We start from the raw sequence: 26,728 nt of genomic DNA, 5'->3' as shown, positions 1-26,728 counted from the left end.
CGGTCGAGTCAGGTTTTTCCATAAAAATGCCCCGCAACTCATCGGTTGCGGGGCATTTTTATGCGCTCTATCTACCCGCCTGTATGCCCTGGATAAGTACATTTTCCTTGCTTGATGCCTATTTGGTATTGGCATTCGCTGAGCAGCCTGCCGTCTCCCATCCAGAAGCGCATCGAGCCATGTGCGACATCGTCAACATAATCGGTGGAGGAGCGCATCTGACCGTTTTCGTGCCAGGTGATGGCGGGGCCCTGTAGTTTGCCGTCCTTGTAAATTCTGTGGTCCTTGAGCTGACCATCTTCGTACCATTCCTTGAAGTCACCCTGGTTCTGGTGCTTTTCGTCCCATTGCCATTGCACGGTTTGTACGCCTTGCTCGTTCCAGCGTGCATAGCTGCGCTGCACTCCGTGCTGATAGAGTTGCTTTTCTTCCACTTTGCCACTGATGAAGTAACTGATCAGCCAACCGTCAGGTTTGCCGTCAAGATCGTTTCGAGTACTCCGTACGGCGCCGTTTTCAAAGTAGTGAGGGCTTGGGCCCTGAGCTTTGCCAGCGACGAAAATAGTGCTGCTCTTTAGCTGTCCGTTAGGGTAGTAACTCAGGGCAGGGCCATCCCACACATCGGCTCGATAGTTGGTTCGGCCTATCAGTGCGCCGTTTTCGTCGTATTCCAGGTATTCGCCATCTGCTCGCTTGCCTTGATGCCATCTATAGGATTCGGCGACCTTGCCGTTCCCGTGATAAGTGGTTTGCCATCCTTCCAGTTCGTCGTTCAGGTAGTTCGCACGTTCAATGACTATGCCGCTTTCGGAGTAGGTCAATGCCTCGCCTTGGCGCAGGCCGGTGGCGTCGTACTGATAGCTTTCGCTGAGTTTTCCGCTTGGGTAATAGGCTTTGGAGGCGAGGACAGGACGACCTGAAACAAAGTCCTTGGTGTTGATGAAATAGTCGCGGCGCAGGATTTGGGTATCAACGTAGAAAACTTGTGCCTTCCATGCCTTGCGTTTGCTGTCGTAGGGCATCGGCATATTCAGGTAGTAAGACGCCAGGCCTTTATCTGTCGGGGCAAAATGCTCATCCAGATAAAGTTTGCCATCCACCAAGGAAGCTGTCAGTTCGCCGCATTCTTCCGGAGTGCAGGGGCGCACCTTCTCGAAAAAAGCTTGTTTGCGTTCGCAGGCCGAAAGTGTAAGTAAAAGCGGGATTTTCTGATCGATCAATTGCTGGACTTCGTCGAGAGCTCGGCGAAATGACTCGTTGGGAATGCCTGCGGATTCCGGGGTGAGGTAAACCTCGTTGCTCCCGCAAGCGTGCGGGGTGGAAAGTGTCAGGCGTACCGCCGCTCTCAGCTGCATCTGGGAGCGGCCCTGAATCTCTGGGCCCTTCGCCAAGTAGGTAGCGCGAGTGTTCATTCCAACGATTACTGTCGGGTGGTCGGGGCGCGACTCTGCGTAGGTGGTGAGTGGAATTGAGAGTATGAGCAGTAGCGTGCTCAGCGATTTCCTGGGGTTGAACTGCATCCTGCTTCTTCCATGTGATTTTCCAAGGGTGCAAATCATATAGAGGTGAAGCCGGGATGAGGTCGGGCAAAAATAACCGGACACAAAAAAGCCCCGCTTTTGAGGGCGGGGCTTTTGCTGTATCAGTACAAGTTAGATAACTTGAACTTCTTCAGCTTGCATGCCTTTCTGGCCGCGGGTAGCGACGAAAGAGACCTGTTGGCCTTCTTTCAGGCTTTTGAAGCCGTCAGATTGGATAGCTTTGAAGTGAACGAACAGGTCGTCACCGGATTGTGGAGTGATGAAGCCGAAGCCTTTTTCATCGTTGAACCACTTAACGGTACCAGTTTGGCGATTAGACATGGTGTATCTCCTTGGACAAAGTTAACTGCGACTCAGGAAAAGCCCTGGCCGAGACTGAGTGCAAAGAGCAGGAAAAATTCTTGGAGATGGTTGGATCGAAATTCAACATATCGTGTAGAGATTCTCAGTGACACAAGCAGCACAGTGGCGCCACCTTAACCCTTTTTCCGGAACGTGCCAATGGTCTTTGTGAAGGTTTCTCTATTTTCGTGACTGACGGTGCAGTGCACAAGCTCCGAGCCTCAACTATTGCGGGGATCAGCGAGAAAAGCGCCCCAGACTTTGAACCCGGCGGCGCGCCCCGGTAAGATGCCGGACAGAATTTTTCCACCTCGCTATTCAGGACACCCGCCATGAGCATCAAATCGGACAAGTGGATTCGCCGCATGGCGCAAGAGCACGGCATGATCGAGCCCTTTGTTGAGCGTCAGGTGCGCGGCGAAGGCGCTGACCGGGTGATCTCCTACGGCGTATCGAGCTACGGCTACGACGTGCGTTGCGCGGATGAATTCAAGGTGTTCACCAACATCAACTCGGCGACCGTTGATCCGAAAAACTTCGATGAGAAGAGCTTCGTCGACGTCAAAAGCGACGTGTGCATCATCCCGCCGAACTCCTTCGCGCTGGCCCGCACCGTTGAGTTCTTCCGTATTCCACGCAATGTACTGACGATCTGCCTGGGCAAAAGCACCTATGCCCGTTGCGGCATCATCGTCAACGTCACCCCGCTCGAGCCAGAGTGGGAAGGCCATGTGACCCTGGAATTCTCCAACACCACAACGCTGCCGGCAAAGATCTACGCCAATGAAGGTGTGGCACAGATGCTGTTCTTCGAGTCCGACGAAGAGTGCGAAGTCTCTTATAAAGACCGTGGCGGCAAGTACCAGGGCCAGCGTGGCGTCACCCTGCCGCGTACCTGATTCAGGCATCTGACGAACAGTTGGAATTCTTGAGCGAGCAGGTACTCTATTGAGAGTACTGCTCCGGTTCGCGCAACGCGGGTCGGGCTATCGCTCAGGAGCACCCTATGAAAATCGATCCGCGAATAAGTGCTGAACTGGCGAGGCTTGAGCCCAATCAGGTCGGGATGCTTGCCTGGTCATTGCTGGCGCATCCGTCGGTCAACATGGCGGGCGGCATTCCTGGTCAGCCCGACCCGGACACCCCGAATGAACAACCTTCCGAACCCGGTGAGCCAACCCTGCCGGATGAACCGCCTCCCGCCCCTGTTGCCTGATGCAAGGCCGTACATTCCTCCCGTAGCAGCTGCCGAGCCTGCGAGGCTGCGTTCGGCTGCGCAGCAGTCGTAAATCCTGCCACCACGGTTAACCTGTAAAACCACAGTGCCTGATTTTACGACTGCTGCGTCCGAACGCGGCCCGAGCCGGACGCAGGCTTCGCCAGCTGCTACGGGCCGCGTAAAGGCGTGATTTGGCGGGTTGGTTATTTCAGGTTTCCGCTGAGAAACTGCTTGAGCCGTTCGCTCTTCGGATTGCCCAGCACTTCATCCGGCGTGCCTTCTTCCTCCACCAGCCCTTGGTGAAGAAACAGCACCTGGCTGGACACCTTGCGAGCGAAGCTCATTTCGTGGGTGACCATGATCATCGTCCGGCCTTCTTCGGCCAGCCCCTGAATGACCTTGAGCACTTCGCCCACCAGTTCCGGGTCGAGGGCTGAGGTTGGTTCGTCGAACAGCATGACTTCCGGTTCCATCGCCAATGCCCGGGCGATGGCCACGCGTTGCTGTTGACCTCCAGAGAGAAACGCCGGGTATTGATCGGCGACCCGGGCCGCCAGGCCGACTTTGTCCAGGTAACGACGGGCACGGTCTTCAGCGTCTTTTTTGCTGCAACCCAGCACCCGACGTGGCGCCATGGTGATGTTTTCCAGCACCGTCATGTGGCTCCAGAGGTTGAAGTGCTGGAACACCATCGCCAGGCGAGTGCGGATTCGTTGCAGTTCCGCCTCATCGGCTACGCGCATGCCATGCCGGTCTTTGATCATGCGGATCGGCTTGTTGTCGAGGCTCATCGCGCCGTCATTGGGCTGTTCGAGAAAGTTGATGCAGCGCAAAAAGGTACTTTTCCCCGAGCCGCTGGCGCCGATCAGACTGATCACGTCGCCGGTCTTGGCTTTGAGCGAAACGCCTTTGAGCACTTCATTGTCGCCGTAGCATTTATGCAGGCCTTCAATGGTCAGTTTGTACATGGGGGCATGCATCCTCAAGGCGAAAGTAGGTAGCCGCTGCGATAGGCTTCGCGGCCAGCGACATGGGCGATTACCATGCCGGCGGTGGCCATGCGCCGCAGCGAGCGGGCGTAAAGCAGCCCGGCGTTGTTGCAATGAATGGGGGTGACGCGGTCGTTGATTGGATCGATGACTTCGGCGACCAGTTGCCCTGCCTCAAGGTATTCCCCGGGGAGCGCGGCAAACACCAGCAGACCACCGACGGGCGTCGCAACCGGCTCAACGCCCGCCAGCGGTGTGGCCGGGTAGGGCAGCTCCGGCAGGGGCGCCGCTTCGCCGGCAATGGCGCCGAATCGTGTCAGGTAATCAATCAGTGCCTGACAGTCCAGGCTGGCCAGCCCGTGATTGACGTCACCCTGACCGCGCAGCTCGACGGTGACCGAAAAACTGCCCAGCGGAATCTCGAAACACTCACCGAAGCGCTCTTTCAACTGCCACCAGAGCAAGGTGAAACATTCATCGAAGGACTGTCCGCCCGAATCGGTGGCCAGCAGGCTGGCCTCGGCACCGATATAGCGCGCCAAAGGTTCGACCTGCGGCCAGGCTTCAGGGGTGGTGTACAGGTGGGCGACGGCTTCGAAATCGCAATGCAGGTCCAGCACCATGTCGGCATCGCAAGCCAGCCGTTGCAGGGTCAGGCGTTGGGATTGCAGTTGAGTGTTGGCCGTTTGCCGGGCCAACGCGTTGTGCAGACTGGTGCGAATCAGCTTGAGGTTATGTTGAGGATCATCGCTGAGCTGACCTTCGATTTGGTTACCGACCTCTTCACTCAGGTCGACGAACCAACGATTGAAGTTCTGCCCGCTTTCCAGCTCGTAGCGGCCCAACGGTACGTCCATCAGCACTTGTTCCAGGCCGACCGGATTGGCCACTGGCACCAGCACGATCTCACTGCGCAGACGGCCTTGAGCCTCCAGCTCGGCCAGGCGCAGCTTGAGGTGCCAGGCCACCAGCATGCCTGGCAATTCGTCCGCGTGCAGTGACGATTGAATGTAGATCTTGCTTTCGGCCTGCTGCGGGCCGAAGTGGAAACTGTGAATGTGTCGTGCAGTGCCCGGTAGCGGGGCAAGTAAGTCATGAATCTGATGGCGCATCTCTTGTTTCCTGAAGCAGAAGTCCTAGTGGGTCGGCCCGAGGAAGGCCAGCCATCGACGTTCGGCGAGGCGGAACAAACCGACCAGCGCAAAGGTGACGGTCAGGTAGATCAGCGCGGCAATGCCGAACGATTGGAAGGTCAAAAAGGTCGCTGAGTTGGCATCCCGTGCGACTTTCAATACATCCGGGATGGTCGCGGTAAAGGCCACGGTGGTCGAGTGCAGCATCAGGATCACTTCGTTGCTGTAGTACGGCAGCGAACGGCGCAGGGCCGAGGGCATGATCACATAGGCATACAATTTCCAGCCGGTCAGACCATAGGCTTTTGCCGCTTCGACTTCACCGTGGGCCATGCTGCGAATCGCCCCGGCAAAAATTTCCGTGGTGTAGGCGCAGGTGTTCAGGGCGAAGGCCAGGATGGTGCAATTCATCGCATCGCGAAAGAACGCGTCGAGCACTGGCTGCGCGCGCACTGCGGCGAGGCTGTAGATCCCGGTGTAGCAGATCAGCAACTGGATATAGAGCGGCGTACCACGGAACAGGTAGGTGTAGAACTGCACCGGCCAGCGTACGTAAAGCTTGGGTGAAACCCGGGCGATGGACAGTGGGATCGACACCAGAAAACCAATGAAGATCGAGGCGCTGAGCAACCACATCGTCATTGCCAGGCCGGTGATGTGGTAACCGTCGCTATAGAGGAAGGGTCTCCAGTAATCCTGCAGGAGTTCGATCATCGCACGGCCTCCCGGGAGCCCGCCGCATAACGCCGTTCGAGCCAGCGCAGGACGACGTTCGAAGCACTGGTAATCAGCAGATAAATCAGTGCCGCGACTACCAGGAAGTAAAACAGCTGATAGGTGCTTTTGCCGGCGTCCTGAGCGGCCTTGACCAGGTCGGCCAGACCGATGATCGACACCAGTGCGGTGGCCTTGAGCATCACCATCCAGTTATTGCCAATGCCGGGTAGGGCGAAGCGCATCATTTGCGGGAACACCACGAAGCGAAAACGCTGGCCGCGTTTCAAACCGTAGGCTGTTGCGGCTTCCATCTGCCCGCGCGGCACGGCGAGAATCGCGCCGCGGAAGGTCTCAGTGAAGTACGCACCATAAATAAAGCCCAGAGTAATGACCCCGGCGCTGAACGGGTTGATCTCGATGTATTCCCAGTCCAGCGCCACGGTGAGACTGGTCAACCAGGTTTGCAGGCTGTAGAAAATCAGCAGCATCAGCACCAGATCCGGCACCCCGCGAATCAGCGTGGTGTAGCACTGCGCCGGAACACGTAACAGCTTGACGCTTGAAAGCTTGGCACTGGCGCCGATCAGGCCGAGCAGAACGCTCACCAGCAGCGACAACACCGACAATTTGATGGTCATCCAGGTGCCTTGCAACAGCAAGGGGCCGAAACCCTTCAAGCTGAAGGCGGAAAGCCCCAGGGTTTGCAACAGTTCTTCAAACATGGATCCAGCCTTTGACAGTCAGAAAAGCGCCCACCTTTTCAAGGTGGGCGCCGGGCATTATTTGCCGCTGTAGAGATTCAGATCGCCAAAGTGTTTCTTCTGAATGGTGGCGTAAGTGCCATCATCGTGTAACGCTTTGATACCTTTATCGAGTAGGGCCTTGAGGTCTTTGTTACCTTTCGAGATACCTACCGCAGTTTTGGCTGGCAGCAGAGGGTCGTTGACTGGCTTGCTGACTTCGTAGCTAGCACCTTGTGGCGACTTCAGGAAGCCCAGCTGGGCCTGCAACATATCCTGGATCGAGGCATCGAGACGGCCGGAGGTCAAGTCGGTATAGACCTGGTCCTGGTTGGCATAGGCTTGAGTGGTGACGCCAGCCTTGTCCAGCACGGCTTTGGCGTAGGCTTCCTGAATGGTGCCTTGCTCGTAGCCAACCTTTTTACCCTTGAGCGAGGCCACGTCAGAGATGCCGGAGCCTTTCTTGTACACCAGTGCGGTTGGGCCTGAGAACAGCTCGCTGGAGAAGTCGATGACTTTCTCGCGGGCCTCGGTAACGGTCATCGACGAGATCACACCATCGAATTTATTGGCTTTAAGGCCTGGAATCATGCCGTCGAAATCGCTTTCGACCCATTTGCACTTGACCTTCAGTTCGGCGCAGATCGCATTACCCAGATCGATATCGAAGCCCACCAGGCTGCCGTCAGCCGCTTTGGACTCGAACGGTGCGTAGGATGGGTCAACCCCAAAACGCAGTTCTTTATACTCCTTGGCCAGCGCGGAGCCAGCAGCCATGCACAACGCCAGTGCAGAAAGGGTCAGCAATGCTTTTTTCATTATTCAATCCCTAAAAACCAATACGAGCGCTTGTGGCGCAGAATTATTGTTACTGGAAAGCGTAAGACCTAATAAAAGTAGCAATTTCCGAACCATAGTCCCGAACAAGTGTTTTAAAAGGTAGTTTTCGAAAGAGATATTGCTGTGGCGTGCCCGAAAACGGGCATGGATAGATTACTGCACCAAGATAAGGCTTCGGCTCGTTCCCACGTCGGGGCGTCGAACGCGTCTGCGTGGAAATGTAGCCCGTGACACTGCGCGTCACAAGCGCACGCAGAGCGTTAAGTGAGGCATTCCCACGCGCCAGCGTGAGAATGATCACAGGACATAGGCGATTACTTACCCGGCACCAGCGTCAACCGCGTCTTGCCGTAGACCTTTTCAAAATTCTGCGGCTGCATCGGGAAACTCATGTATTGACCCTTGAGCCAAGGATCTATGCCATCGATGTAATGCGGGCTGGCCGGGTTACCGGATTGGCCGGTGCTGTTGAGGCCTATCATCGGTTCTGCCTGACCGAAGTCGACGATGAAGCGCATGGCCGGTATCAACGTGGTATTGAAATCCTGCCCCCAATGGTAAGCGGCAGCGTTCAACGTGGTGTGATCGCCACCCGCGGGCATCGGACCGCGCACGGTTTGGCCGCTGGCGTTTTTCCACTCGTAGCGGTGCAGTTTGCCCCACTGCCAGGCTTTGTGATCGGTGCCCATCTGGCTGTCACCGGCGGTAATCGCCGCCGCAAGGCTGCGGGCGAGGATGGTCGGTTTGTCTTCCTTTTGCGGCGTGCGGGTGTCGTCCCAAAACGGACTGTCCTCGCGACCGAGCAGGTGGTCGGCTTGAGCCGAGTAGGACAGATTGCCGTTGGCGACGAAGGCTTTCCAGGCCGGGCTGGATTCCGGGCCCAATTCGTCAAGGAAGATCTGCTTGGTGCTTTCTTGCAGGAACAGCTCGTAGATCGCCGCATCGGCCGAGGTCGGGCTGAGTTTGCCGTCGAACGCCATCAAGCGGCTGTAGGCCTCGCGGGCCTTGCTACGTTCAGCTTCGGGCAGGGCGTCGATGGCCTGCTTGAGTGGCTGGGACATGCCCGGTGCCTCGAACATCTTCTTCAGCTTGGCGGCGAAGGTGGTGGTCTGGTCGTATTGCATGGCGATCATGCTGCGGGTGTCGTGCTTGCCAACACCTGCCAGTTCGGCGATGCGCTCGCCGCGTTCCGGGTAGTACCAGGAGTTGGACAACTGCATGCCATAGCCATGAGGAATGATCCGTTGGTTGGCGGTGCCGAGCCAGCCTTGAGCCGGGTCCTGGTCATAGGGGTGCAGCATCGGGTCGGCATAACCGTCCCAATCGTAGCGACCTTCCCAGCCCGGCGATGGCAGCAAGCCTTCACCTTCGCGGCGGTTCGGGAAGCGGCCGGTGACTTGCCAGCCGATATTGCTCGCGTCGGCGAACACCATATTCAAGGCGATGGCGCGGATCTCGCGGCTGGCGTCAGAGGCTTTTTCGACATTCTGCGCACGGGACAGATCAAAGAACGCATCCAGGCTCTTGTCGTCCTTGAGGTCCGGCATTTGCAACGCCAGGCCATAACCACTGCTAAGCGTCTCGCCTAGCGCGCTGTTGAGCAGCGGACCGTGGCGGGTTTCGTACACGACTTCGCGAATCGGTCGCTGACCTTTGACGAAGTAGGTTTCGTTACGAACGATAGCCGGCTGCCACTTGCCTCCGACTTCGTAGTAAAGCGCATTACCCTGGCGTTTGAGTTTTTCGAGGAACAGGTCCTGATTGTCGCCCATGACCATGGTCATGCTCCACGCGACCTTGCCGTTGAAACCAGCGACGATGGCCGGGATCCCGGCGACTGACACGCCAGCGGCCTGGTATTTCGGCGCGCGTAGCTGCACGTAATTCCACAGCGACGGCGCGGCCATCGGCAGATGGCTGTCGCTGGCGAGCAGGCTTTTGCCACTGCGGCTGCGTTGTGGCGCAATGGCCCAGTTGTTCGAAGTCGCGACGCTCAGCAGGTTCAGGTCGGAGAGTTGAGCGGTGACTTTGGTGATGTCGGCCAGGCCTGGAATTTGTCCGTTGAGGTTCAGACCCTTGAGCTTTTCGGCTTCGGCGAAGGGCAGCGGTTCATCCGGATAGGACGGGATCAGCCAGGCGAGCTTGTCGGCACCGACTTTCTGCGCCAGTACCAGCGAGGAGATTTCTTCCTGCAGGTTTGCCGATTGGCTGAAGCTCAGCAGGCAAAAGATCAGTGCCGAATCTTCCGGTTTCCAGTATTCGGGCTTGTAGCCAGAGGCGGCCAGGTCAGGCGGCAGCTTGTCGCGGTAGCGGAACAGGTAGGCGTTGACACCGCGCGCGTAGACTTCGAAAAAGCGCTTGAGGCGCGGCGAAGCGGCGTTATAGAGCTCGCCGGCACTTTTCTTTAGATTGACCGCACGCATGAAACGGTCGGCTTCCAGCACGTCGGAGCCGGACATCTCGGCCAGACGGCCCTGAGCCAGCAAGCGCATGGTGACCATCTGGGTGATGCGATCACTGGCGTGCACGTAACCCAGGGTGAACAGCGCGTCGTGGAAACTGTTGCTCTCGATCAGCGGCATGCCCATGGCATTGCGGCGCACCGATACGTTCTGCGCCAACCCTTTGAGTGGCTGCACGCCGGAAGTGGGTGGCAGGGTGTCTTGAGTGTCCCAGGTCTGACAACCGGTCAGACTCAGAGCACCGGCCACTGCTGCGGCAACGCCGAACCGGGGAAGAAAATGTGTGAAGGCTGGCGAGGCCATGGCAAAGCTCCTGCGGGGGTAGTGCTGATAAAGGCGCTACGTTAGTGAGCAGGAGGATGCCGCGCAAGAAGGGGGCGGATCTTATTTCAAGATTTGTCTGATAAACCTTACATCACTCATGAATTGGCATGGAGTTCTCTAGGTGAGGGGTGTCTTTGTGCACGGACAGCAAACTCCGGCGTCAGGTCGTCCTGCTTGCTTTCGATGGCTTGCCTGTTGAAAGAGGTAATGTTGAAGTGCGGGACATTCAATGACCCAGCAAGAGAAAACCCGGCATGGAGCTCAAGGCAAACGCGGCGCTGATCATCATCGACCAACAAAAAGGCATCCTGCACCCCAGGCTCGGTCGCCGGAACAACCCGCAGGCGGAGGAACGTATGCTGGAATTGTTGGGTCATTGGCGTCGAACCGAACGGCCGGTGATTCATGTGCAACACCTCTCACGTTCACCGGACTCGGTGTTCTGGCCACAGCAATCGGGGGTGGAGTTTCAGGCGCGGTTCCAGCCGTTGGCCGGCGAACAGCTGATTCAGAAACAGGTGCCGGATGCGTTTTGCGCTACGGGGCTGGAGACGAGTTTGCGAGAGGCCGGGATCGATCAGTTGATCATCGTCGGTGTGGCGACGAATAACTCGGTGGAATCTACGGCGCGAACGGCCGGAAATCTGGGGTTTGATACCTGGGTTGCGGAGGACGCGTGTTTTACCTTCGACAAGGCGGATTATTTTGGCAACACCCATTTAGCCCAAGAGGTGCATGGGATGTCGCTGGGTAACTTGCACGGCGAGTACGCCACGGTGGTGACGACGGCCGAGATTCTGAAGAAAGGCTGAATCCGGGAGGCGTCAGTGGTACCGAGTCGCCACCATCGCGAGCAAGCTCGCTCCCACACTACATTTGCGCCGCTCACACCATCGTAGGCTGACGCAGATTAAATGTGGGAGCGGGCTTGCTCGCGATGGCGATTCAACAGGCGAAGAAAGTATTCGCCCGGAGCATCAAGCGCCGTGGCACTTCTTGAATTTCTTGCCGTTGCCGCATGGGCAAGGGTCGTTGCGACCGACATCTTTCAGGGCGTTGCGCACTGGTTCCTGGTGGGCGTGGCCGCAATTGGGGCCGTGAACATGGCCATGGTCGTGTTCATGGTGTTCATGGTGTTCTTGATGGTCATGATCGTGGGTGCAGTCAGGGCCATGGACATGAGGTTCTTGGGTCATCGGGGTCACTCCGGAATTAAATCGGCGGGGATTATCACGCCATTGCGCGCCAGGTGCACGTAGTGCGCGATGAATAAACCGGTTTCCAGCTCACCTTCCAGACGATAGGGAATGGGTTGATCGGGTTTTTTCAGCAGTTTCACCAGATCCCGCACCCGGGGCCACAGGTTGGTGCGGATAGGCACCTTGAAATAGGCGCTGCGGTTGGGGCCGACCGTGAACCAATGCTCGTGCTCGCCTTCGGTCAGCAGCATGCTCCCCAGGTGGATGCGGTACTCCAGGCTACGAACGGTCAGGTCGCTGTCGTTGGGGTTGTCGACACGAAAGTGCAGCAGGAATTTCTGCTCCAGCAGTTTGGCCCGGACCACCTCGACCTTGACCAGATACACCTGAGGATCCGGCGTGTCGTCACTAAACCAGGACGCGCAGCCGGAAAGCGTCAGCACCATGAGCAGGGTGAGCAAATGTAATGAGAGCCGTCGGGTGATCATGGTCGTGTTTCTCCCTTGAACCCCAGTCTAGCGCTAGCGCTTAAAAGATCGCAGCCTCCGGCAGCTCCTACAGGATGTACGCCGATCTAACGTAGGCGCTGCCGGAGGCTGCGATCTTTTGGGATCACCTCAAGAGAGAAAATAGCTCGAGCAGCACTTCTTGAATTTCTGACCGCTGGCACAGGGACAGGCGTCGTTGCGCCCGGCCTTGAGCTGCACGGTGGGGTCGATGAAGTACCAGTGGCCGCTGTTCTGCACGAACGAGGAGCGCTCGCGGTGGCTGTGTTCACCCGCGCTGTCGTGCCAGCGCGCGGTGAAGGTCACGAAGGCGTGTTCGGGCTGGCCGCCAAATACCTCGGAGCTCTCCACTTCCAAACCCAGCCAGGTGCTTTGGGCACTCCAGTCACTGATCGATTGACGATCCAGGCTTGCCTGTTGCGCGGGCAGGGTGGTCGCTACCAGATAATCCACCAGGCCCAGCACATAAGCGCTGTAGCGCGAGCGCATCAAGGCTTCGGCGCAGGGAGCCGGATGGCCGGCATGGTAGTGGCCGCAACAAGCGTCCAGCAGATTGCCGCTACCGCAGGGACAAATCGAGGTACTCATCGCATTACCACCAATACTTGCCGAAGTTTTCCGGGTTGGCCCAGAACCGGGCATTTAGCCAGTCGGGCACTTGTTTGTATTCAAGCAGATCGTAGGTAAACAGGGTCAGCTCCTGCTCGTCGCGTTGGAAGCGCTCGCTGGCTTGCAGCGCCAGGGAGAAAAAATCGGTCTCCTGCCAGCCACAAGCCGAAAGATCCGCCAGCACGGCGATACGGCTGGCATTGAGGTTGCGAATCCCGCCAAGCAAGTTCAGGCCATCGCGCTTGGGCAAATGCTCCAGGCAATCGACTGCCAGTGCCAGGTCGAAGCGGCGCGCCGCCAGCTCTGCCGGCAGAGGGCCGGGTGCGGCTTGTGCCACACAAGTGTCCGGGTGCGCCTGCTTGAACGCTTCGAGTGCCGGGAAGTCGCTGGCACCGATCAGCAACAGACGCTGCGGCGCATAGCGATCGAGCAAAGCGGCAAGGGCTTGCTGGGGTGTGCGCGAAGAAATACCTGCGGTCATCGAAGATCCTCAATCAGAACTGCGAAGACTAGCGTGCCCGAACGTCCGGGCCTAGAGCAGGTTTTCGCGAAATACCGGAATCTCCCGTGAATACGGGACGAAACCGGGGTGGCCTATCACTGGCGCAGATTAAAACGTGCGCACTCGGTGAAGGACTACCTGATCAGCTTGGGCGTGCCACGCAGTAGCTTCGTCTCGGTAGTCGGTGCCGGCGAGACTCATCCGGCGGCTACCTTTTCCGTTGAAGAAGAATTTTTACCGCCCTCTGGCTTATCCTTCGTGGAAGTCGGTACTGTGCGTGCAAATAATAATTCTCAACGGGGGAGCGTATGAAGGTGTTTTGGGGGCTGGGGAAGTTTTTGACTTTGCTGTTCTGGTTAGTGGTAGTGGTCAATCTGCTCAACCCGCTAATCAATCCGTTCCATCTATTGGTCAATCTCGCCGGTAGCCTATTGCTGCTGACGCATCTCATGGAGCTGATGCTGCTCAAAGGCAGCCTGAAAGGTCGTGTCCATCCATGGCGTGATCGCTTACAGATTCTGCTGGTTGGTATTTTTCATCTGCAAGCTATCCGGGAGACTAATCATGCGTGAGCTCTGTCTGCTGGCCGCTTTGTGTAGCCCTTTGGCCTATGCCCAGGTGGTAACGGTCGAAACCAATTCCTTGATGCGTTTGCCCAATACCGCCAGTGCCTTGCAACTTGAACGGCTGGAAGTCGCCGATTACGGGACCCTGCTGATTCCCTCCAACGTGACCGAAGTGACGGTCGGCGAACTGCATCTGGGGCGTGAAGCACGAATCGCTATCGTACCCGGTGAGCAAAGTCTGCAATTGAAGGTTAGCCATGCTCAATTGGGCAGCGGCAGTCAGATTACGTCTCGAGGTGCACCGGGTACTTACCTTAAGGCAGCCAAGCCTGGGCGTAACCTCAACCTGCGAATCAACTCGCTGAACGCTCAAGAGTTGTCAGTCGATGCGCGCGGCGGTGCCGGTGGGCCGGGTTATGTCGGTCTGGATGGCGCCAATGGTCAGGCCCCCGGTTGTACCTGGGGTCAGGCCGGTCACGGTGCTGATGGCGATAACGGCGGCGATGGTCATCCCGGGGCTGCCGGTGCGCAAGTACGTGTGGAATTGCCGCGAGACTACCCAGGCGCGCAGATCAAGATCTGGGTCGACGGTGGCGCGGGCGGATTGGCCGGAGCCGCTGGCAAACCAGGCGCTGGCGGCAAGTCCAAAGGCTGTTTCGTTTACCGCGCCAATGGCGGCAAGAGCGGGAAGCCGGGCGCTGAAGGCCAGCCCGGGCCTGCCGGTGATGCGGGATCGGTGACAGTGCAGCGGTTGTAAGCAGATTCAGAAATGTGTGGTGTCTGACAGACCGTCATCGTGGGCAAGGACTAGGCGTCCCTTGCCCACGAGGCGTCAGTCCAGACGCTTCAGAAGCCTGGTCGAGCCGAAGCCACGGCCACCAACAACATGCCCAACAGCAGATTAATCCCCACCAAACGCCGAATCCTCCCTAGAGTCGCAGCCCCCGTCGGCCAATCTTCAGCCAACACCGCTTTACGCAATTCCGGCAGTTGTAATGCCTGAATGCGGATAAACAGCGCCGTCATCACCAGGTACAAACCCATCATCACCTGCACATAACGCGGTGCGGTTTCAAAGCCGTTGAAGCGCAAATGGATCAGGCCAACACCGCTGATCGGCAAAAGCACCACGGCGACCCAGACCCACACAAAAAAACGTTGAAACACTTCTATCCACAGCTTCAACCGCGCCGGGCCTTCGAGTGTCGCCATTGCGGCGGGACGCAGGACCATCCAGGCGAAAAACATGCCGCCAACCCAGACCAGGGCTGCCAGTACATGCAGGGTGTAGACAAGGGCAAAGGGTGTCATTGGGGTACTCCGTTCTGCGCGGGATGAATTAGCGGGTTATGATAGCGGCCGATTCGAACCACTGAAAATTTATCCAGCGTTTTTCGCGCCCGAAGACCATGATCAGCACCGAACTCAAATCCCAGATCCAGGGCGCTTACTCGCGTTTTCTCGAAGCCAAGAGCCTCAAGCCTCGTTACGGCCAACGCCTGATGATCGCCGAAATTGCCAAAGTCCTCGGTGACATCGATACCGATGACGAAGGCCGGCGCAGTGGCGACCCCGCAGTAGTGGCCGTTGAGGCAGGCACCGGTACCGGGAAAACCGTGGCCTACAGCCTGGCCGCGATTCCTGTCGCCAAGGCCGCTGGCAAACGCCTGGTGATCGCCACCGCGACCGTCGCGTTGCAAGAGCAGATCGTCTACAAGGATTTGCCGGACCTGATGCGCAACAGCGGGCTGAACTTCACCTTCGCCCTGGCCAAGGGGCGGGGCCGCTATATGTGCCTGTCCAAGCTCGACATGTTGCTGCAGGAAGGCCATGCGCAAACCGCCACCTCCCAGCTTTTCGAAGAAGAAGGCTTCAAGATCGAGGTCGATGAGGCCAGTCAGAAGCTGTTTACCAGCATGATTGAAAAACTCGCCGGTAATAAATGGGATGGCGACCGCGACAGTTGGTCCACGGCCCTGGAAGACCAGGACTGGGCGCGCCTGACCACCGATCACAGCCAGTGCACCAACCGTCATTGCCCGAACTTTGGCCAGTGCGCCTTTTACAAGGCCCGCGAAGGCATGGGTAAGGTTGACGTGATCGTCACCAACCACGACATGGTGCTGGCCGACCTGGCGCTGGGCGGGGGTGCAGTGCTGCCGGATCCGCGCGACACGCTCTACGTGTTCGACGAAGGTCACCACCTGCCAGATAAGGCCATCGGCCACTTCGCCCATTACACCCGTCTGCGCTCCACGGCTGACTGGCTGGAGCAGACAGCCAAGAATCTCACCAAACTGTTGGCCCAGCATCCGCTGCCTGGCGACTTGGGCAAGTTGATCGAGCAGGTGCCGGAATTGGCGCGCGAGATCAAGGCTCAGCAACAGTTCATGTTCACTGCCTGCGAGCAAGTGGCCGACTTCAAGCCCGGCGAAGACGTGGAAGGCCGCGAACGGCCTCGCCATCGTTTCGTCGGCGGGGTGATCCCCGAGCACATGCGTGAAATGGGCATCGAGCTGAAGAAGGGCTTTTCGCGCCTGACCGACGTCTTCACCCGGCTCACCGAGCTGCTCAAGGAAGGCATGGATGGCGAGGTCAACATTGGCATCGCCAGCAATCAGGCGGAAGAGTGGTATCCGTTGTTCGGCAGTTTGCTGTCTCGATCCCAAGGTAACTGGGAGCTGTGGACCGCCTTCACTGCCGAAGACCCTGAAGACAACCCGCCGATGGCCCGTTGGTTGACCCTGGCCGAAAGCGGCTCGCTGTTCGATATCGAGGTCAACGCCAGCCCGATCCTTGCGGCAGAAATGCTCCGCCGTAACCTGTGGAACGTCGCCTATGGCGCGCTGGTGACGTCGGCCACCTTGACCGCGTTGGGCACTTTCGATCGTTTTCGCATGCGCGCCGGTCTGCCGAAAAAAGCTGTGACGGCGGTGGTGCCAAGCCCCTTCCATCATGCTGACGCTGGTGTGCTACGGGTTCCTGACCTGCGCGCCGACCCTCGGGACGCCCCCGCACACACGGCGGCGATCATTCGCGATCTACCGGGGCTGGTCGAAGGCTCGCGCGGCACCTTGGTGCTGTTCTCATCGCGTAAACAGATGCAGGATGTGTTCGACGGCCTGGACCGCGACTGGCGCAAACAAGTGTTCATTCAAGGCAATCTGTCGAAACAGGAAACCCTGAACAAGCACAAGGCGCGGGTTGATGGCGGCGACTCCAGTGTGCTGTTCGGCCTGGCGAGTTTCGCCGAGGGCGTGGATTTACCCGGCGCCTATTGCGAGCACGTGGTGATCGCCAAGATCCCGTTCTCGGTGCCGGATGATCCGGTCGAAGCGGCGCTGGCCGAATGGATCGAAGCCCGTGGCGGCAATCCGTTCATGGAAATCTCCGTGCCGGACGCCTCGCTGAAGTTGGTCCAGGCCTGCGGGAGGCTGCTGCGTACCGAGGAGGATCGCGGCACCATCACCTTGCTCGATCGGCGCCTGGTCACGCAACGCTACGGTAAAGCCATTCTCAATGCGTTACCGCCGTTCCGTCGCGAAATTTCTTGAGACCCGGTGGGCAAATATGCCCACCGCGTGGTCTACCTCATGTCACCGATTCCACACAGACCGTTCACTGGTCGTTAGGGAGAACCTCGTTCCTATGATTCGCCGTTCGCTGCCCGCTGTTTTTGCTCTGCTGTTCGCCGCGCCGCTACTGGCTGCGCCCGCCGGACAACAGACACTGTTCAACTTTGTCCGCCCTGCCGATGTGGTCAAGGTGGCGACTGAAGATGCCAGCCTGCCGCAGTCTAACGCGGAGCAAACGGCCGAAGGCGAAGTGCTGCGCAGGGTAACCTTCAACCCGGCAACCCAGCCGAGCCTGCGCCTGACGCCACAAACCGGTGTCTGGGACTGGTCGCAGTCGAGCGTTATGAGCTTGCGGATCCAGAGCGCTATGAACTGGGCGCTGACTCTTTACGTGAACATTCAGAGTAACGACGGCAAAACGCTGATCAGCCGCATTGACCTGCCGGCCGGTCCGGCGCAGACCCTGTTGGTGCCATTGCAGGCCAGTACACCGCTGAGCCAAGGCATGAAAGCCGGGCCTCCGATGCCGATGACGGTCGATGGCCAGCGGGTCTTGCTCGCCAGCAGCGAAGGCGAACTGGATCGCAGCCAGGTGGTGTCGGTCACGATATCGATGGATAAGCCGAAAGTGGCGCAGAGCATCATGCTTGAGCGCTTCGGTGTGCAGGACGGCGATGCGGTGGTGAAGGCGGCCTATGGCTCGCTGGTCGATGCTTATGGTCAGTTCACTCGGGCTAAATGGCCGGAGAAAGTCAGCAGCGATGAGCAATTGAAAGCTGCTGCCGGCAAAGAGCAACAGCAGTTGAAAACCTGGCTTGCCGAGCGCGAGCGCTCCTCCCTGGATAAATTCGGTGGTTGGAACAAGGGCCCTGCGTTCAAGGCGAGCGGCTTCTTTCGCACAGAAAAACGTGATGGACGCTGGTATCTGGTGACCCCGGAAGGTCATCCGTTCTATTCCTTGGGGGTCAACACGGTCACCGCCGATACCCACCAGACCTATGTCGCCGGACGTGAATGGATGTTCGGCGCGCTGCCCAAGACCGATGATCCATTGGCCAGCTACTACGGTGAAGGTAATAACCGTGGGGGTAACGGTGCCGACAAGGGCCGTGGTTTCAATGCCGGTCGCTGGTATGACTTCTATGGCGCCAATCTCCAGCGTACTTACGGTCAACCCTGCGCGGCCACCCATGAGACCAAGGCCGGGGTCGCGGCAGCCGCCAAAGCGGATGCCGTAGAAAACACCGCCGAGAAAATCGCTGAGAAACCGGCCGCCGTGCCGTGCGCGGCCCAAACCATTGACGAGAAACGCTGGGCCAGTCACACCCTTGATCGTCTGCAGGCATGGGGTTTCAACACCATCGGCAACTGGAGTGCCCCGGCGCTGGGCCTCAATGATCGCGTGCCCTACACCTTGCCACTGTCGATTGTTGGCGACTACGCCAGTATCAGTACTGGCACCGATTGGTGGGGCGGAATGCCCGACCCGTTCGACCCGCGTTTCGCCATGGCCACCGAACGTGCTGTGGCCATCGCCGCCCGCGACCACCGGGATGATCCGTGGCTGATCGGCTATTTTGCCGACAATGAGCTGGCCTGGGCCGGTCCCGGCGATGATCCGAAATCCCGTTACGCGTTGGCTTACGGCACTTTGCGCATGACCACCGACGTGCCGGCCAAACGTGCGTTCCTCAAGCAGTTGCGCGACAAGTACCGCAACCAGGCAGGTTTGTCGAAAGCCTGGGGCATTGATCTGCCGGCTTGGGAGTTGATGGAAGACCCGGGCTTTGAGCCGCCGCTGCCAAGTCCGGAACACCCGGAAATCGAAGCTGACTTCAAATACTTCCAGAAAGCCTTCGCTGACACCTACTTCAAAACTATTTCCGATTCGCTGAAGTGGCATGCACCGAATCATCTGTTGCTGGGAGGGCGTTATGCCGTCAGCACACCTGAAGCCGTCGAATCCTGTGCGCAGTATTGCGACGTGTTGAGTTTCAACATGTACACGCTGCAACCGCAGGACGGCTATGACTTCGCCAGATTGCGCGATCTGGACAAGCCAGTGCTGATCACCGAGTTCAACTTTGGTTCGCGGGATCGCGGTCCGTTCTGGGGCGGTGTGACGGAACTGAAGAAGGAAGAGGATCGTGGACCGGCTTATGCCAACTTCCTCAAACAAGCTGTGTCCGAGCCATCGATTGTCGGTGTGCACTGGTTCCAGTACCTCGATCAACCGGTGACCGGTCGCCTGCAGGATGGCGAAAACGGCCATTTCGGGTTGGTGGGCATTACCGATTTGCCGTTTCAGGGCTTTGTCGACAGCGTGCGCAAGAGCAACCTGCTGGCGGTCGATCAACTGGGCAAAGAGGCCGAGAAGGCCAAAGCCGATGCCGATAAAGCGGCGTCCCACGAAGGCGAAGGCAGCAAGAAAGGTAATCAGGGCAAGGGCGCGGGGCAGGGCGGGCACACGGGTGGGCATTCGGGTAACGGCCATTAAAGGCTGAGGTCTACCGAAATACCGCGTCATCGTTCATCGCGAGCAAGCCCGCTCCCACATTAGTTCTGCTCTGATCACGCTATTGTGGGCTGACACATATCTCGATGTGGGAGCGGGCTTGCTCGCGATGGCGTCCTGACTGGCACCAGATTTCGGATCCAGCCCGCGCATAGGCGACCGCCCAGCCCAAGCCAGTTCCAAAATCCCTCAAGGGCTGGAACAATGCGTACCACTTTGTAAACGATTGTCTGAAGGAGTTGCGGGTGCAGATTCAGGGTCATTACGAGCTTAAGTTCGAAGCCGTGCGCGAAGCGTTTACTGCACTCTTCGATGATCCCCAGGAGCGCGGTGCCGCGCTGTGCATTCAGATCGGCGGGGAAACCGTGGTCGACCTATGGGCGGGTACCGCGGACAAGGATGGCACTGAGGCTTGGCACAGCGACACCATCGCTAACCTGTTCTCCTGCACCAAGACCTTTACCGCCGTCACCGCGTTGCAATTGGTGGCCGAAGGCAAGTTGCAATTGGATGCACCGGTCGCCAAGTACTGGCCCGAGTTCGCTGCTGCTGGCAAAGAGTCGATCACCCTGCGTCAACTGCTCTGCCATCAAGCTGGCTTGCCGGCGTTGCGCGAGCTGCTAGCGCCCGAAGCCCTTTACAACTGGCAAACCATGGTCGATGCCTTAGCCGCCGAAGCACCTTGGTGGACGCCAGGAGAAGGCCATGGTTATGCGGCGATCACCTACGGCTGGTTGGTCGGTGAGTTGCTGCGTCGCGCTGACGGACGTGGCCCGGGAGAGTCCATAGTGGCGCGGGTTGCGCGGCCGTTGGGGCTGGACTTTCATGTCGGTCTGGCAGATGAAGAATTCCATCGCGTTGCGCATATTGCTCGTGGAAAAGGTAATGTCGGCGACGCCGCGGCTCAGCGCTTGCTACAAGTGACCCTGCGTGAGCCGACGGTTATGACTACGCGGGCCTTCACCAACCCGCCGTCGATCATGACCAGCACCAACAAGCCGGAATGGCGACGTATGCAGCAACCCGCAGCCAATGGCCATGGCAATGCCCGTAGCCTGGCGGGGTTCTACAGCGGTTTGCTCGACGGCAGCCTGCTGGAGGCCGAAATGCTCAACGAATTGACCCGCGAGCACAGCATCGGGCCAGACAAAACATTATTGACCCAGACCCGTTTTGGTCTGGGCTGCATGCTCGATCAACCGGATGTACCCAACGCGACCTACGGCCTCGGGCCACGAGCGTTCGGCCATCCGGGCGCTGGAGGCTCCATCGGTTTTGCTGACCCTGAACACGATGTGGCCTTTGGCTTTGTGACAAATACCCTAGGGCCCTACGTATTGATGGACCCGCGCGCGCAAAAGCTTGTGCGGGTTTTGGCGGATTGCCTGTAAAGGGTTGCTGTATGGCATTTGTTTGATAAAACATGCCTGAAAAGCTGCAGAACGGAACCCTGTGGCTTTTTTAGTTTCAAAGCGTCTGCTTAAACGGGTCGTAGAGACCAACAGCTTTTTATCTCATTTTGTGGATATCCCGATGTCATCGAACAAAACTTTCGCCCTGGCTCTGTGCCTCAGCATTACCGGTTGTGCACAAACCCCACAAAATGATGCAGATGGTGGCCATTGGTGGTCATTCGGTTCAGGTTCCGACAAGGTCGCGAATAAAGACGCTGGCAAGCCAGAAATCAAAACGGTGACAGCTGCGGCTCCAACCCCAGCCACCACCCCGGCAGCTGCTGCGACAGCCGCCAAGACCAAAGCGGCGACAGCAGCGGCTTCAACGCCAGCTACCGCCCCGACGCCAGTCGCCAAGGCTGAGACCGACAGTCACTGGTGGTGGCCGTTTGGCGATCATCCTAAAGAAGTCAGCAAGGCAGAGGTGAAAGACGTCCCGATGCCGGATCCTAAAATCACTCAGGCCTGGCTGGACGATTATGAGCCGCGCCTGCGTGTCGCGATTAAGGACAGTAACCTGCAAGTGGAGCGCCGCGAGAATGTGCTGGTGGTGATTGTTCCCGTTGACGGGGCCTTCAACCCTAAACGTCCTGCCATGTTGTTGCCGGTAACCCTTGGCCCGTTCACCCGGGTCGCCAAACTGGTTGAAGGTGATCCAAAGACCTCCGTACTGGTTCTTGGTCATGGAGATACTACTAGCGCGGCTCCGGAAAGTCAGCAACTGAGCAAGGAACGTGCGCAATCCATTGCGTCGATTTTCAGCCTCAGTGGTTTGCAGCGCGATCGCCTGATGTTGCGTGGCATGGGGGGGCTGATGCCGCGTGCTGCCAATGACAGTGCCCAGGGCCGCGCCTTGAACCGTCGTATGGAAATCGTGCTTACGCAACGCACCACGATGTTGGCGTTGGTGAGCAAGTACAGCCAGCCGACCCCTCCTGCGGCAGAAATGGCGGTTGTGTCGGATGTGAAGCCTGCGGTTCCAGCCGTTGCCGCAAAAAAAGCCGCTACATCGAAATCGAAGAAGTCCGCAGCGTCCAAAAAGGCCGCATCGGCGAAGAAACCAGTCGCCAAGAAAGGATCCGCGAAAAAGGCGGCCCCGGCCAAAGACACTGCCCCGACGAAGGCCGCCACACCGTCTGATCAGACCAAGAACTGATTCTTAAGCAGAAGGAAAGCGCCATGACCCAAAGTCTGGCTGATATGCGCCGCGACTATACCCGCGATGGTTTGACCGAAGCCCAGGCTCCGGTTGAGCCTTTCGCGCTGTTCCATCAGTGGTTCGCTGAGGCGGTGAAAACCGAACAGCCGCCGGTCGAGGCGAACGCGATGACTCTGGCCACCGTCGATCAGGACGGTCGCCCGCATTGCCGTATTCTCCTGCTCAAGGGACTTGATGAGCAGGGCTTTACCTTCTTCACCAACTACGAGAGTGCCAAAGGGCAGCAATTGGTGGCGCGTCCGTTCGCCGCCATGACCTTTTTCTGGCCGACGCTGGAGCGCCAGGTGCGCATCGAGGGGCGGGTGGTCAAGGTCACCCCTGAGGAATCCGATGCGTACTATCAGGTGCGTCCGCTGGGCAGCCGTCTCGGCGCCTGGGCTTCACCGCAGAGTCGGGTGATTGCCGGTCGCGAGGAGCTGGAAGGGTTGCTCAAGACCACAGAACAGCGCTTCAGCGACACTCAACCCCATTGCCCGGAGCATTGGGGCGGTTATCGTTTGTTGCCGGAACGTATCGAGTTCTGGCAAGGTCGTCCGAGTCGCTTGCATGATCGGCTCAACTACCGTTTGCACGGTAGCGATTGGGCACGCGAGCGTCTGGCGCCTTAAACAGTCTACCGGTCGGGATAGGTGGCCTCGGCAGCCTGGAGCCAGCGCGGCAGATCCCGGCGTTTGATTTTCTGCTCCTGGGCGCTGGTCAACTGTTGCAGCATGAAGGCTTTTTTCTGCTCGTCGCCGTTCGCCAGAGCCAACGCCAGGTCGCGATCCATCCAGCGTTTGATCCGCACGTACAGCCACCAGTGGAAGTACAGTCCGGCGACGGTGGTGACGACAATAATGAAGTAATCCATGGAAATCCTTTAGCCAGCGGCGCACGTTTTGAAAATTGACGCTACTGTGTGATGAGTTATCTGGCACGGCTGTACTGTGCCTGAATGAAAACAACTTTATCCGGGCGATGCCGTGACAGGAGTCAAGCTGCGGGGTTTAATGGATACCTGTCCTTTGGAGTTGATGCTATGCGTAAGTCTGTTCTGTTGGTTGCTTCTTTCAGCACGATGGCTATGTTGCTCGGTGGCTGCCAGTCCAGCCTGACCGGTGACTCTTACTCCCGTGACGAAGCGCGTCGTGTACAGACGATTCGCATGGGTACCATCGAATCCTTACGGCCGGTGAAAATCGAAGGCACCAAGACCCCGATCGGCGCTGCCGCCGGTGCGGTCGTTGGTGGTGTTGGCGGTAGTGCCGTCGGCGGCGGTAAAGGCAGCGTCGTAGCCGCGGTGATCGGTGCGGTTGCCGGTGGCCTGCTGGGGTCGGCCACTGAAGAAGGCCTGACCCGTACTCAGGGCGTGGAAATCACCGTTCGCGAAGACGACGGCAGCATGCGTGCCTACGTGCAGCAGGTTCAGGCAAACGAGGTTTTCCGGGTCGGCGAGCGCGTTCGTATCTCGACCGTTGGTGGTACCAGCCGCGTTTCGCACTAAGCGAAAGCGCTTAAAACAAAACCCCGGCCAGGCAACTGGTCGGGGTTTTGTGTTTTCAGCCTTTGAGGCTGTCGGTGCTTATGATTGCAGCGCTGGCTTCTTGCGACTGGCCGCGGCCGTCACGGCATAGCCGATCAACGCCGCAAGTATGGAACCAGTGAGGATGCCCATGCGGTCCATCCCGGCGTAATCGCTACTGCCCGGAATGAACGCCAGCGAGCCGACGAACAGACTCATGGTGAAGCCGATCCCGCAGAGAATCGCCACGCCGAACACCTGGCCCCAGTTCGCCTCGTTTGGCAGTGCCGCAATGCCGATCTTGACCGCCAACCAGGTCAGGCCGAAGACGCCGATGGTTTTACCCAGCAGCAAGCCTGCGGCGATGCCCATCGGTACATGGTGGGTGAAGCTTTCGAGATTAACGCCTGTCAGCGATACCCCAGCGTTGGCGAAAGCGAACAGCGGCAGAATGCCGAAGGCGACCCAGGGGTGCAGTGCGTGTTCCAGGCTCAGCAACGGTGAAGGTTCGGCGTTTTTGGTGCGCAGCGGAATGCAGAACGCCAGAGTCACCCCGGCCAGGGTCGCGTGGACTCCGCTCTTGAGCACGCAGACCCAGAGGATCAGACCGATGATCATGTACGGCCCGAGTTTCACCACCCCGAGTCGGTTCATCGCCACCAGCGCCACCAGACAAGCCGCAGCCAGCATCAGTGAAAGAGTGGACAGTGCGCCCGAGTAGAAGATTGCGATGACGATAATCGCCCCGAGGTCGTCGATGATCGCCAGGGTCATCAGGAACAGCTTTAGAGAGACCGGTACGCGTTTGCCCAACAGGGCCAGTACACCAAGGGCGAAGGCGATGTCGGTGGCCATCGGAATGGCCCAGCCGCCCAGCGCCGCCGGGTTGTCTTTGTTGAGGAACCAGTAGACCAGCGCCGGGACGACCATGCCGCCGATAGCCGCAGCGCCCGGCAGGACGATCTGCGAAGGCTTCGACAGGTGGCCTTCGAGGACTTCGCGTTTGACTTCCAGGCCAATCAGCAGGAAGAACATCGCCATCAGGCCGTCATTGATCCACAGCAGCAAGGGTTTGGCGATTTTCAAGGCGCCGATCTGGGCGACCACAGGTGTGTCCAGCAGGCCGTTATAAAGCCAGGACAGCGGTGAGTTGTTGATGATCAGCGCCAGGGCTGCCGCGGCAATCAATAACAGACCGCTGGCAGCTTCCAACTGAAAGAAACGCGTGAAAGTGCTACGCAGAGGCAAGGTCGCTCTCCATCAATAGTTCAAAAGGTGGGACACCCTAACCCGTACGGTTAGTTGTTAAAACAAAAGTTATATTCTTTTTTGTTATATGCATCGGACAAGGGCTTTGTTGGCTTGGAGCCTAGCAGTTGTGTATCTAATTGAGTCACGACTCTATCTGTGCGGTATGCAGGAAATTTCCTAAGACTGCCCACCGGGCGTCAGCAAGGCCTGGACTGTTACCTGTTGTCACCGCCAGGTTTTCCATGCCCCCGATCATCTAAGCTGGGTGCACTACATCTTCTTTCGCCGTGTATGGTGCGAGACCCAACGAGAAAAGACCATGAGCGACAACCGACAGTGGGCCCGCGAAGCCATCCGGATCATCGAGGCTGACTTTCAACGCAGTGCCGATACTCATTTGATCCCCTTACCACTACCTGGTTTTCCGGGCATTGAGCTGTACTTCAAGGATGAGTCCAGTCACCCCACCGGCAGCCTGAAGCATCGCCTGGCGCGGTCGCTGTTCCTGTATGCGTTGTGTAACGGCTGGCTCAAGCCAGGCGCACCGGTGATCGAGGCGTCCAGTGGTTCGACGGCGATTTCCGAGGCGTATTTCGCGCGACTGCTGGGTTTGCCGTTTATTGCCGTGATGCCTGCCACCACCTCTCAGGAAAAGATCGCGCAAATCGCCTTCTACGGAGGCAAAAGCCATCTGGTGCAGGATCCGACGCAGATCTACGCCGAGTCCGAACGCCTGGCCAGCGAGAGCGGTGGCCACTTCATCGACCAGTTCACCTACGCCGAGCGTGCCACTGACTGGCGGGCGAACAACAACATTGCCGAGTCGATATTTCAGCAATTGCGTTTTGAGCGTTACCCGGAGCCAAGCTGGCTGATTTCAAGCCCGGGCACGGGCGGCACGACGGCGACTCTCGGACGCTATGTGCGTTATCGCCAACACTGCACCCGCGTACTCTGCGCCGATGCCGAGCGTTCGGTGTTTTTCGACTATTACCAGACTGGCGACGCCAGCCTGCGTCTGGACTGCGGTTCGCGAATTGAAGGCATCGGTCGGCCACGGGTCGAGGCGTCGTTCCTGCCAAAGGTCATCGATGCGATGGTCAAAGTGCCAGACGCCTTGTCCCTGGCGGCCATGCATTACCTGGCGCAGCGTCTGGGGAGGCATGTCGGCGGTTCCAGCGGTACCAATCTGATTGGTGCCTTAATGGCTGCGCAACAAATGGTCGAGGCGGGGGAGTCGGGGTCGATCGTTGCGATTCTGTGTGATGGCGGTGAGCGCTATGCGACGACTTACTACGATCAGGATTGGCTGAAGGCTCAGGGGTATGAGTTGAGCGGCTTGATCGACGCGGTTGCAGCGAGTGCCGAGCGTGGTGAAGCGTTGCCGGCCAGCGTGTTGCGCGCCAATATCTGAGATCGCCCAGGCGACACAGATCAAATGTGGGAGCGGGCTTGCTCGCGATAGGGACAACGCGGTCTATCATATAAAGCGTTATCGTTCATCGCGGGCAAGCCCGCTCCCAC

At 58.4% G+C, this 26,728-nt stretch carries 27 protein-coding genes and 1 pseudogene; 13 read left to right on the top strand and 15 right to left on the bottom strand.

Features of this window, described 5'->3' with window-relative positions; all coding sequences use genetic code 11:
* Positions 1-71: 71 nt before the first annotated feature.
* Both ACZYSM_RS09225 and ACZYSM_RS09220 read right to left on the bottom strand, forming a co-directional pair.
* On the bottom strand, positions 72-1,520 hold the full coding sequence (locus ACZYSM_RS09225; RefSeq protein ID WP_489070951.1) for a toxin-antitoxin system YwqK family antitoxin: 1,449 nt from the start codon (positions 1,518-1,520) through the stop codon (positions 72-74).
* A gap of 132 nt (positions 1,521-1,652) precedes the next feature.
* Complete coding sequence (locus ACZYSM_RS09220; protein ID WP_014336857.1) at positions 1,653-1,862, bottom strand: cold-shock protein; 210 nt, start codon at positions 1,860-1,862, stop codon at positions 1,653-1,655.
* 353 nt (positions 1,863-2,215) lie between these two features.
* On the opposite strand from ACZYSM_RS09220, the gene dcd reads away from it, so the two are divergent.
* Both dcd and ACZYSM_RS09210 read left to right on the top strand, forming a co-directional pair.
* On the top strand, positions 2,216-2,782 hold the full coding sequence (gene dcd / locus ACZYSM_RS09215) for a dCTP deaminase (protein ID WP_282376893.1): 567 nt from the start codon (positions 2,216-2,218) through the stop codon (positions 2,780-2,782).
* A 107-nt stretch (positions 2,783-2,889) separates the two neighbouring features.
* A complete protein-coding gene (locus tag ACZYSM_RS09210) occupies positions 2,890-3,099 on the top strand; it encodes a hypothetical protein (protein WP_489070948.1) in 210 nt (69 codons plus the stop codon).
* A gap of 206 nt (positions 3,100-3,305) precedes the next feature.
* Here ACZYSM_RS09210 and ACZYSM_RS09205 read toward each other — a convergent pair whose 3' ends face one another.
* The 6 genes from ACZYSM_RS09205 to ACZYSM_RS09180 form a co-directional block, all read right to left on the bottom strand.
* A complete protein-coding gene (locus ACZYSM_RS09205; protein WP_489070946.1) occupies positions 3,306-4,070 on the bottom strand; it encodes an ABC transporter ATP-binding protein in 765 nt (254 codons plus the stop codon).
* Between the two features lie 14 nt (positions 4,071-4,084).
* The gene (locus ACZYSM_RS09200) at positions 4,085-5,203 is read right to left on the bottom strand and encodes a succinylglutamate desuccinylase/aspartoacylase family protein (RefSeq protein WP_489070944.1); all 1,119 of its coding nucleotides are present in this window, start codon (positions 5,201-5,203) and stop codon (positions 4,085-4,087) included.
* A gap of 24 nt (positions 5,204-5,227) precedes the next feature.
* Positions 5,228-5,938, bottom strand: coding sequence for an ABC transporter permease (locus ACZYSM_RS09195; RefSeq protein WP_489070942.1), 711 nt, complete (start codon positions 5,936-5,938; stop codon positions 5,228-5,230).
* Positions 5,935-6,663 (bottom strand): ABC transporter permease, encoded by a 729-nt coding sequence (locus ACZYSM_RS09190; protein ID WP_489070940.1) that lies wholly within the window; start codon positions 6,661-6,663, stop codon positions 5,935-5,937. Before ACZYSM_RS09190 ends, ACZYSM_RS09195 begins: the two co-directional genes overlap by 4 nt.
* A 57-nt stretch (positions 6,664-6,720) precedes the next feature.
* Positions 6,721-7,500, bottom strand: a complete 780-nt coding sequence (locus tag ACZYSM_RS09185; RefSeq protein WP_489070938.1) for a transporter substrate-binding domain-containing protein — start codon at positions 7,498-7,500, stop codon at positions 6,721-6,723.
* Positions 7,501-7,835: 335 nt separating this feature from the next.
* A complete protein-coding gene (locus tag ACZYSM_RS09180) occupies positions 7,836-10,286 on the bottom strand; it encodes a penicillin acylase family protein (protein WP_489070936.1) in 2,451 nt (816 codons plus the stop codon).
* A 275-nt stretch (positions 10,287-10,561) separates the two neighbouring features.
* Here ACZYSM_RS09180 and ACZYSM_RS09175 point away from each other — a divergent pair, with 275 nt between their 5' ends.
* Positions 10,562-11,119, top strand: a complete 558-nt coding sequence (locus tag ACZYSM_RS09175; protein ID WP_489070934.1) for a cysteine hydrolase family protein — start codon at positions 10,562-10,564, stop codon at positions 11,117-11,119.
* Positions 11,120-11,284: 165 nt separating this feature from the next.
* On the opposite strand, the gene ACZYSM_RS09170 is transcribed toward ACZYSM_RS09175, so the two are convergent.
* The 4 genes from ACZYSM_RS09170 to ACZYSM_RS09155 all read right to left on the bottom strand — a co-directional run bounded on the left by ACZYSM_RS09170 (position 11,285) and on the right by ACZYSM_RS09155 (position 13,102).
* On the bottom strand, positions 11,285-11,503 hold the full coding sequence (locus tag ACZYSM_RS09170) for an SEC-C metal-binding domain-containing protein (protein WP_489070932.1): 219 nt from the start codon (positions 11,501-11,503) through the stop codon (positions 11,285-11,287).
* 5 nt (positions 11,504-11,508) lie between these two features.
* Complete coding sequence (locus ACZYSM_RS09165; RefSeq protein WP_489070930.1) at positions 11,509-11,994, bottom strand: LEA/WHy family protein; 486 nt, start codon at positions 11,992-11,994, stop codon at positions 11,509-11,511.
* 129 nt (positions 11,995-12,123) lie between these two features.
* Positions 12,124-12,600 carry a YchJ family protein gene (locus tag ACZYSM_RS09160; RefSeq protein ID WP_489070928.1) on the bottom strand — a complete coding sequence of 159 codons (477 nt, stop codon included), beginning with the start codon at positions 12,598-12,600 and terminating at the stop codon, positions 12,124-12,126.
* Positions 12,601-12,604: 4 nt separating this feature from the next.
* A complete protein-coding gene (locus tag ACZYSM_RS09155; protein WP_489070926.1) occupies positions 12,605-13,102 on the bottom strand; it encodes a DUF6231 family protein in 498 nt (165 codons plus the stop codon).
* A 132-nt stretch (positions 13,103-13,234) separates the two neighbouring features.
* Here ACZYSM_RS09155 and ACZYSM_RS09150 point away from each other — a divergent pair.
* The 3 genes and pseudogenes from ACZYSM_RS09150 to ACZYSM_RS09140 all read left to right on the top strand — a co-directional run.
* Positions 13,235-13,435, top strand: a pseudogene (locus tag ACZYSM_RS09150) (OmpA family protein); the annotation flags it as partial.
* A complete protein-coding gene (locus tag ACZYSM_RS09145; protein ID WP_489070924.1) occupies positions 13,432-13,695 on the top strand; it encodes a DUF1145 domain-containing protein in 264 nt (87 codons plus the stop codon). The pseudogene ACZYSM_RS09150 and the gene ACZYSM_RS09145, both read left to right, overlap by 4 nt.
* The gene (locus tag ACZYSM_RS09140) at positions 13,688-14,446 is read left to right on the top strand and encodes a collagen-like protein (protein ID WP_489070922.1); all 759 of its coding nucleotides are present in this window, start codon (positions 13,688-13,690) and stop codon (positions 14,444-14,446) included. Before ACZYSM_RS09145 ends, ACZYSM_RS09140 begins: the two co-directional genes overlap by 8 nt.
* 89 nt (positions 14,447-14,535) lie before the next feature.
* Here ACZYSM_RS09140 and ACZYSM_RS09135 read toward each other — a convergent pair whose 3' ends face one another.
* A complete protein-coding gene (locus ACZYSM_RS09135) occupies positions 14,536-15,000 on the bottom strand; it encodes a CopD family protein (protein WP_489070920.1) in 465 nt (154 codons plus the stop codon).
* A 98-nt stretch (positions 15,001-15,098) separates the two neighbouring features.
* Between ACZYSM_RS09135 and dinG the strand changes: the two genes are divergently transcribed.
* The 5 genes from dinG to pdxH all read left to right on the top strand — a co-directional run bounded on the left by dinG (position 15,099) and on the right by pdxH (position 23,060).
* On the top strand, positions 15,099-17,243 hold the full coding sequence (gene dinG / locus ACZYSM_RS09130) for an ATP-dependent DNA helicase DinG (RefSeq protein ID WP_489070918.1): 2,145 nt from the start codon (positions 15,099-15,101) through the stop codon (positions 17,241-17,243).
* Positions 17,244-17,337: 94 nt separating this feature from the next.
* Positions 17,338-19,761 (top strand): beta-agarase, encoded by a 2,424-nt coding sequence (locus tag ACZYSM_RS09125; RefSeq protein ID WP_489070916.1) that lies wholly within the window; start codon positions 17,338-17,340, stop codon positions 19,759-19,761.
* Positions 19,762-20,024: 263 nt separating this feature from the next.
* Positions 20,025-21,170 carry a serine hydrolase domain-containing protein gene (locus tag ACZYSM_RS09120; protein WP_489070914.1) on the top strand — a complete coding sequence of 382 codons (1,146 nt, stop codon included), beginning with the start codon at positions 20,025-20,027 and terminating at the stop codon, positions 21,168-21,170.
* Between the two features lie 142 nt (positions 21,171-21,312).
* Positions 21,313-22,389: an OmpA family protein gene (locus ACZYSM_RS09115; RefSeq protein ID WP_489070912.1), complete on the top strand. Its 1,077-nt coding sequence runs from the start codon at positions 21,313-21,315 to the stop codon at positions 22,387-22,389.
* Between the two features lie 23 nt (positions 22,390-22,412).
* Complete coding sequence (pdxH, locus tag ACZYSM_RS09110) at positions 22,413-23,060, top strand: pyridoxamine 5'-phosphate oxidase (RefSeq protein WP_489070911.1); 648 nt, start codon at positions 22,413-22,415, stop codon at positions 23,058-23,060.
* A 5-nt stretch (positions 23,061-23,065) separates the two neighbouring features.
* On the opposite strand, the gene ACZYSM_RS09105 is transcribed toward pdxH, so the two are convergent.
* On the bottom strand, positions 23,066-23,302 hold the full coding sequence (locus ACZYSM_RS09105; RefSeq protein WP_489070910.1) for a hypothetical protein: 237 nt from the start codon (positions 23,300-23,302) through the stop codon (positions 23,066-23,068).
* 168 nt (positions 23,303-23,470) lie between these two features.
* Between ACZYSM_RS09105 and ACZYSM_RS09100 the strand changes: the two genes are divergently transcribed.
* Positions 23,471-23,935 (top strand): outer membrane lipoprotein, encoded by a 465-nt coding sequence (locus ACZYSM_RS09100; RefSeq protein WP_489070909.1) that lies wholly within the window; start codon positions 23,471-23,473, stop codon positions 23,933-23,935.
* A gap of 78 nt (positions 23,936-24,013) precedes the next feature.
* On the opposite strand, the gene nhaA is transcribed toward ACZYSM_RS09100, so the two are convergent.
* Entirely contained in the window at positions 24,014-25,201 is a 1,188-nt protein-coding gene (gene nhaA / locus ACZYSM_RS09095) for a Na+/H+ antiporter NhaA (protein ID WP_489070907.1), read from the bottom strand.
* A 322-nt stretch (positions 25,202-25,523) separates the two neighbouring features.
* Here nhaA and ACZYSM_RS09090 point away from each other — a divergent pair, with 322 nt between their 5' ends.
* A complete protein-coding gene (locus tag ACZYSM_RS09090; protein WP_489070905.1) occupies positions 25,524-26,618 on the top strand; it encodes a PLP-dependent cysteine synthase family protein in 1,095 nt (364 codons plus the stop codon).
* The last annotated feature ends 110 nt before the right edge of the window (positions 26,619-26,728 follow it).

The organism is Pseudomonas sp. F220, assembly GCF_057813935.1.
Note: the sequence above shows the minus strand (reverse complement) of the source record. Positions and strands in the feature narration are given on the sequence as shown.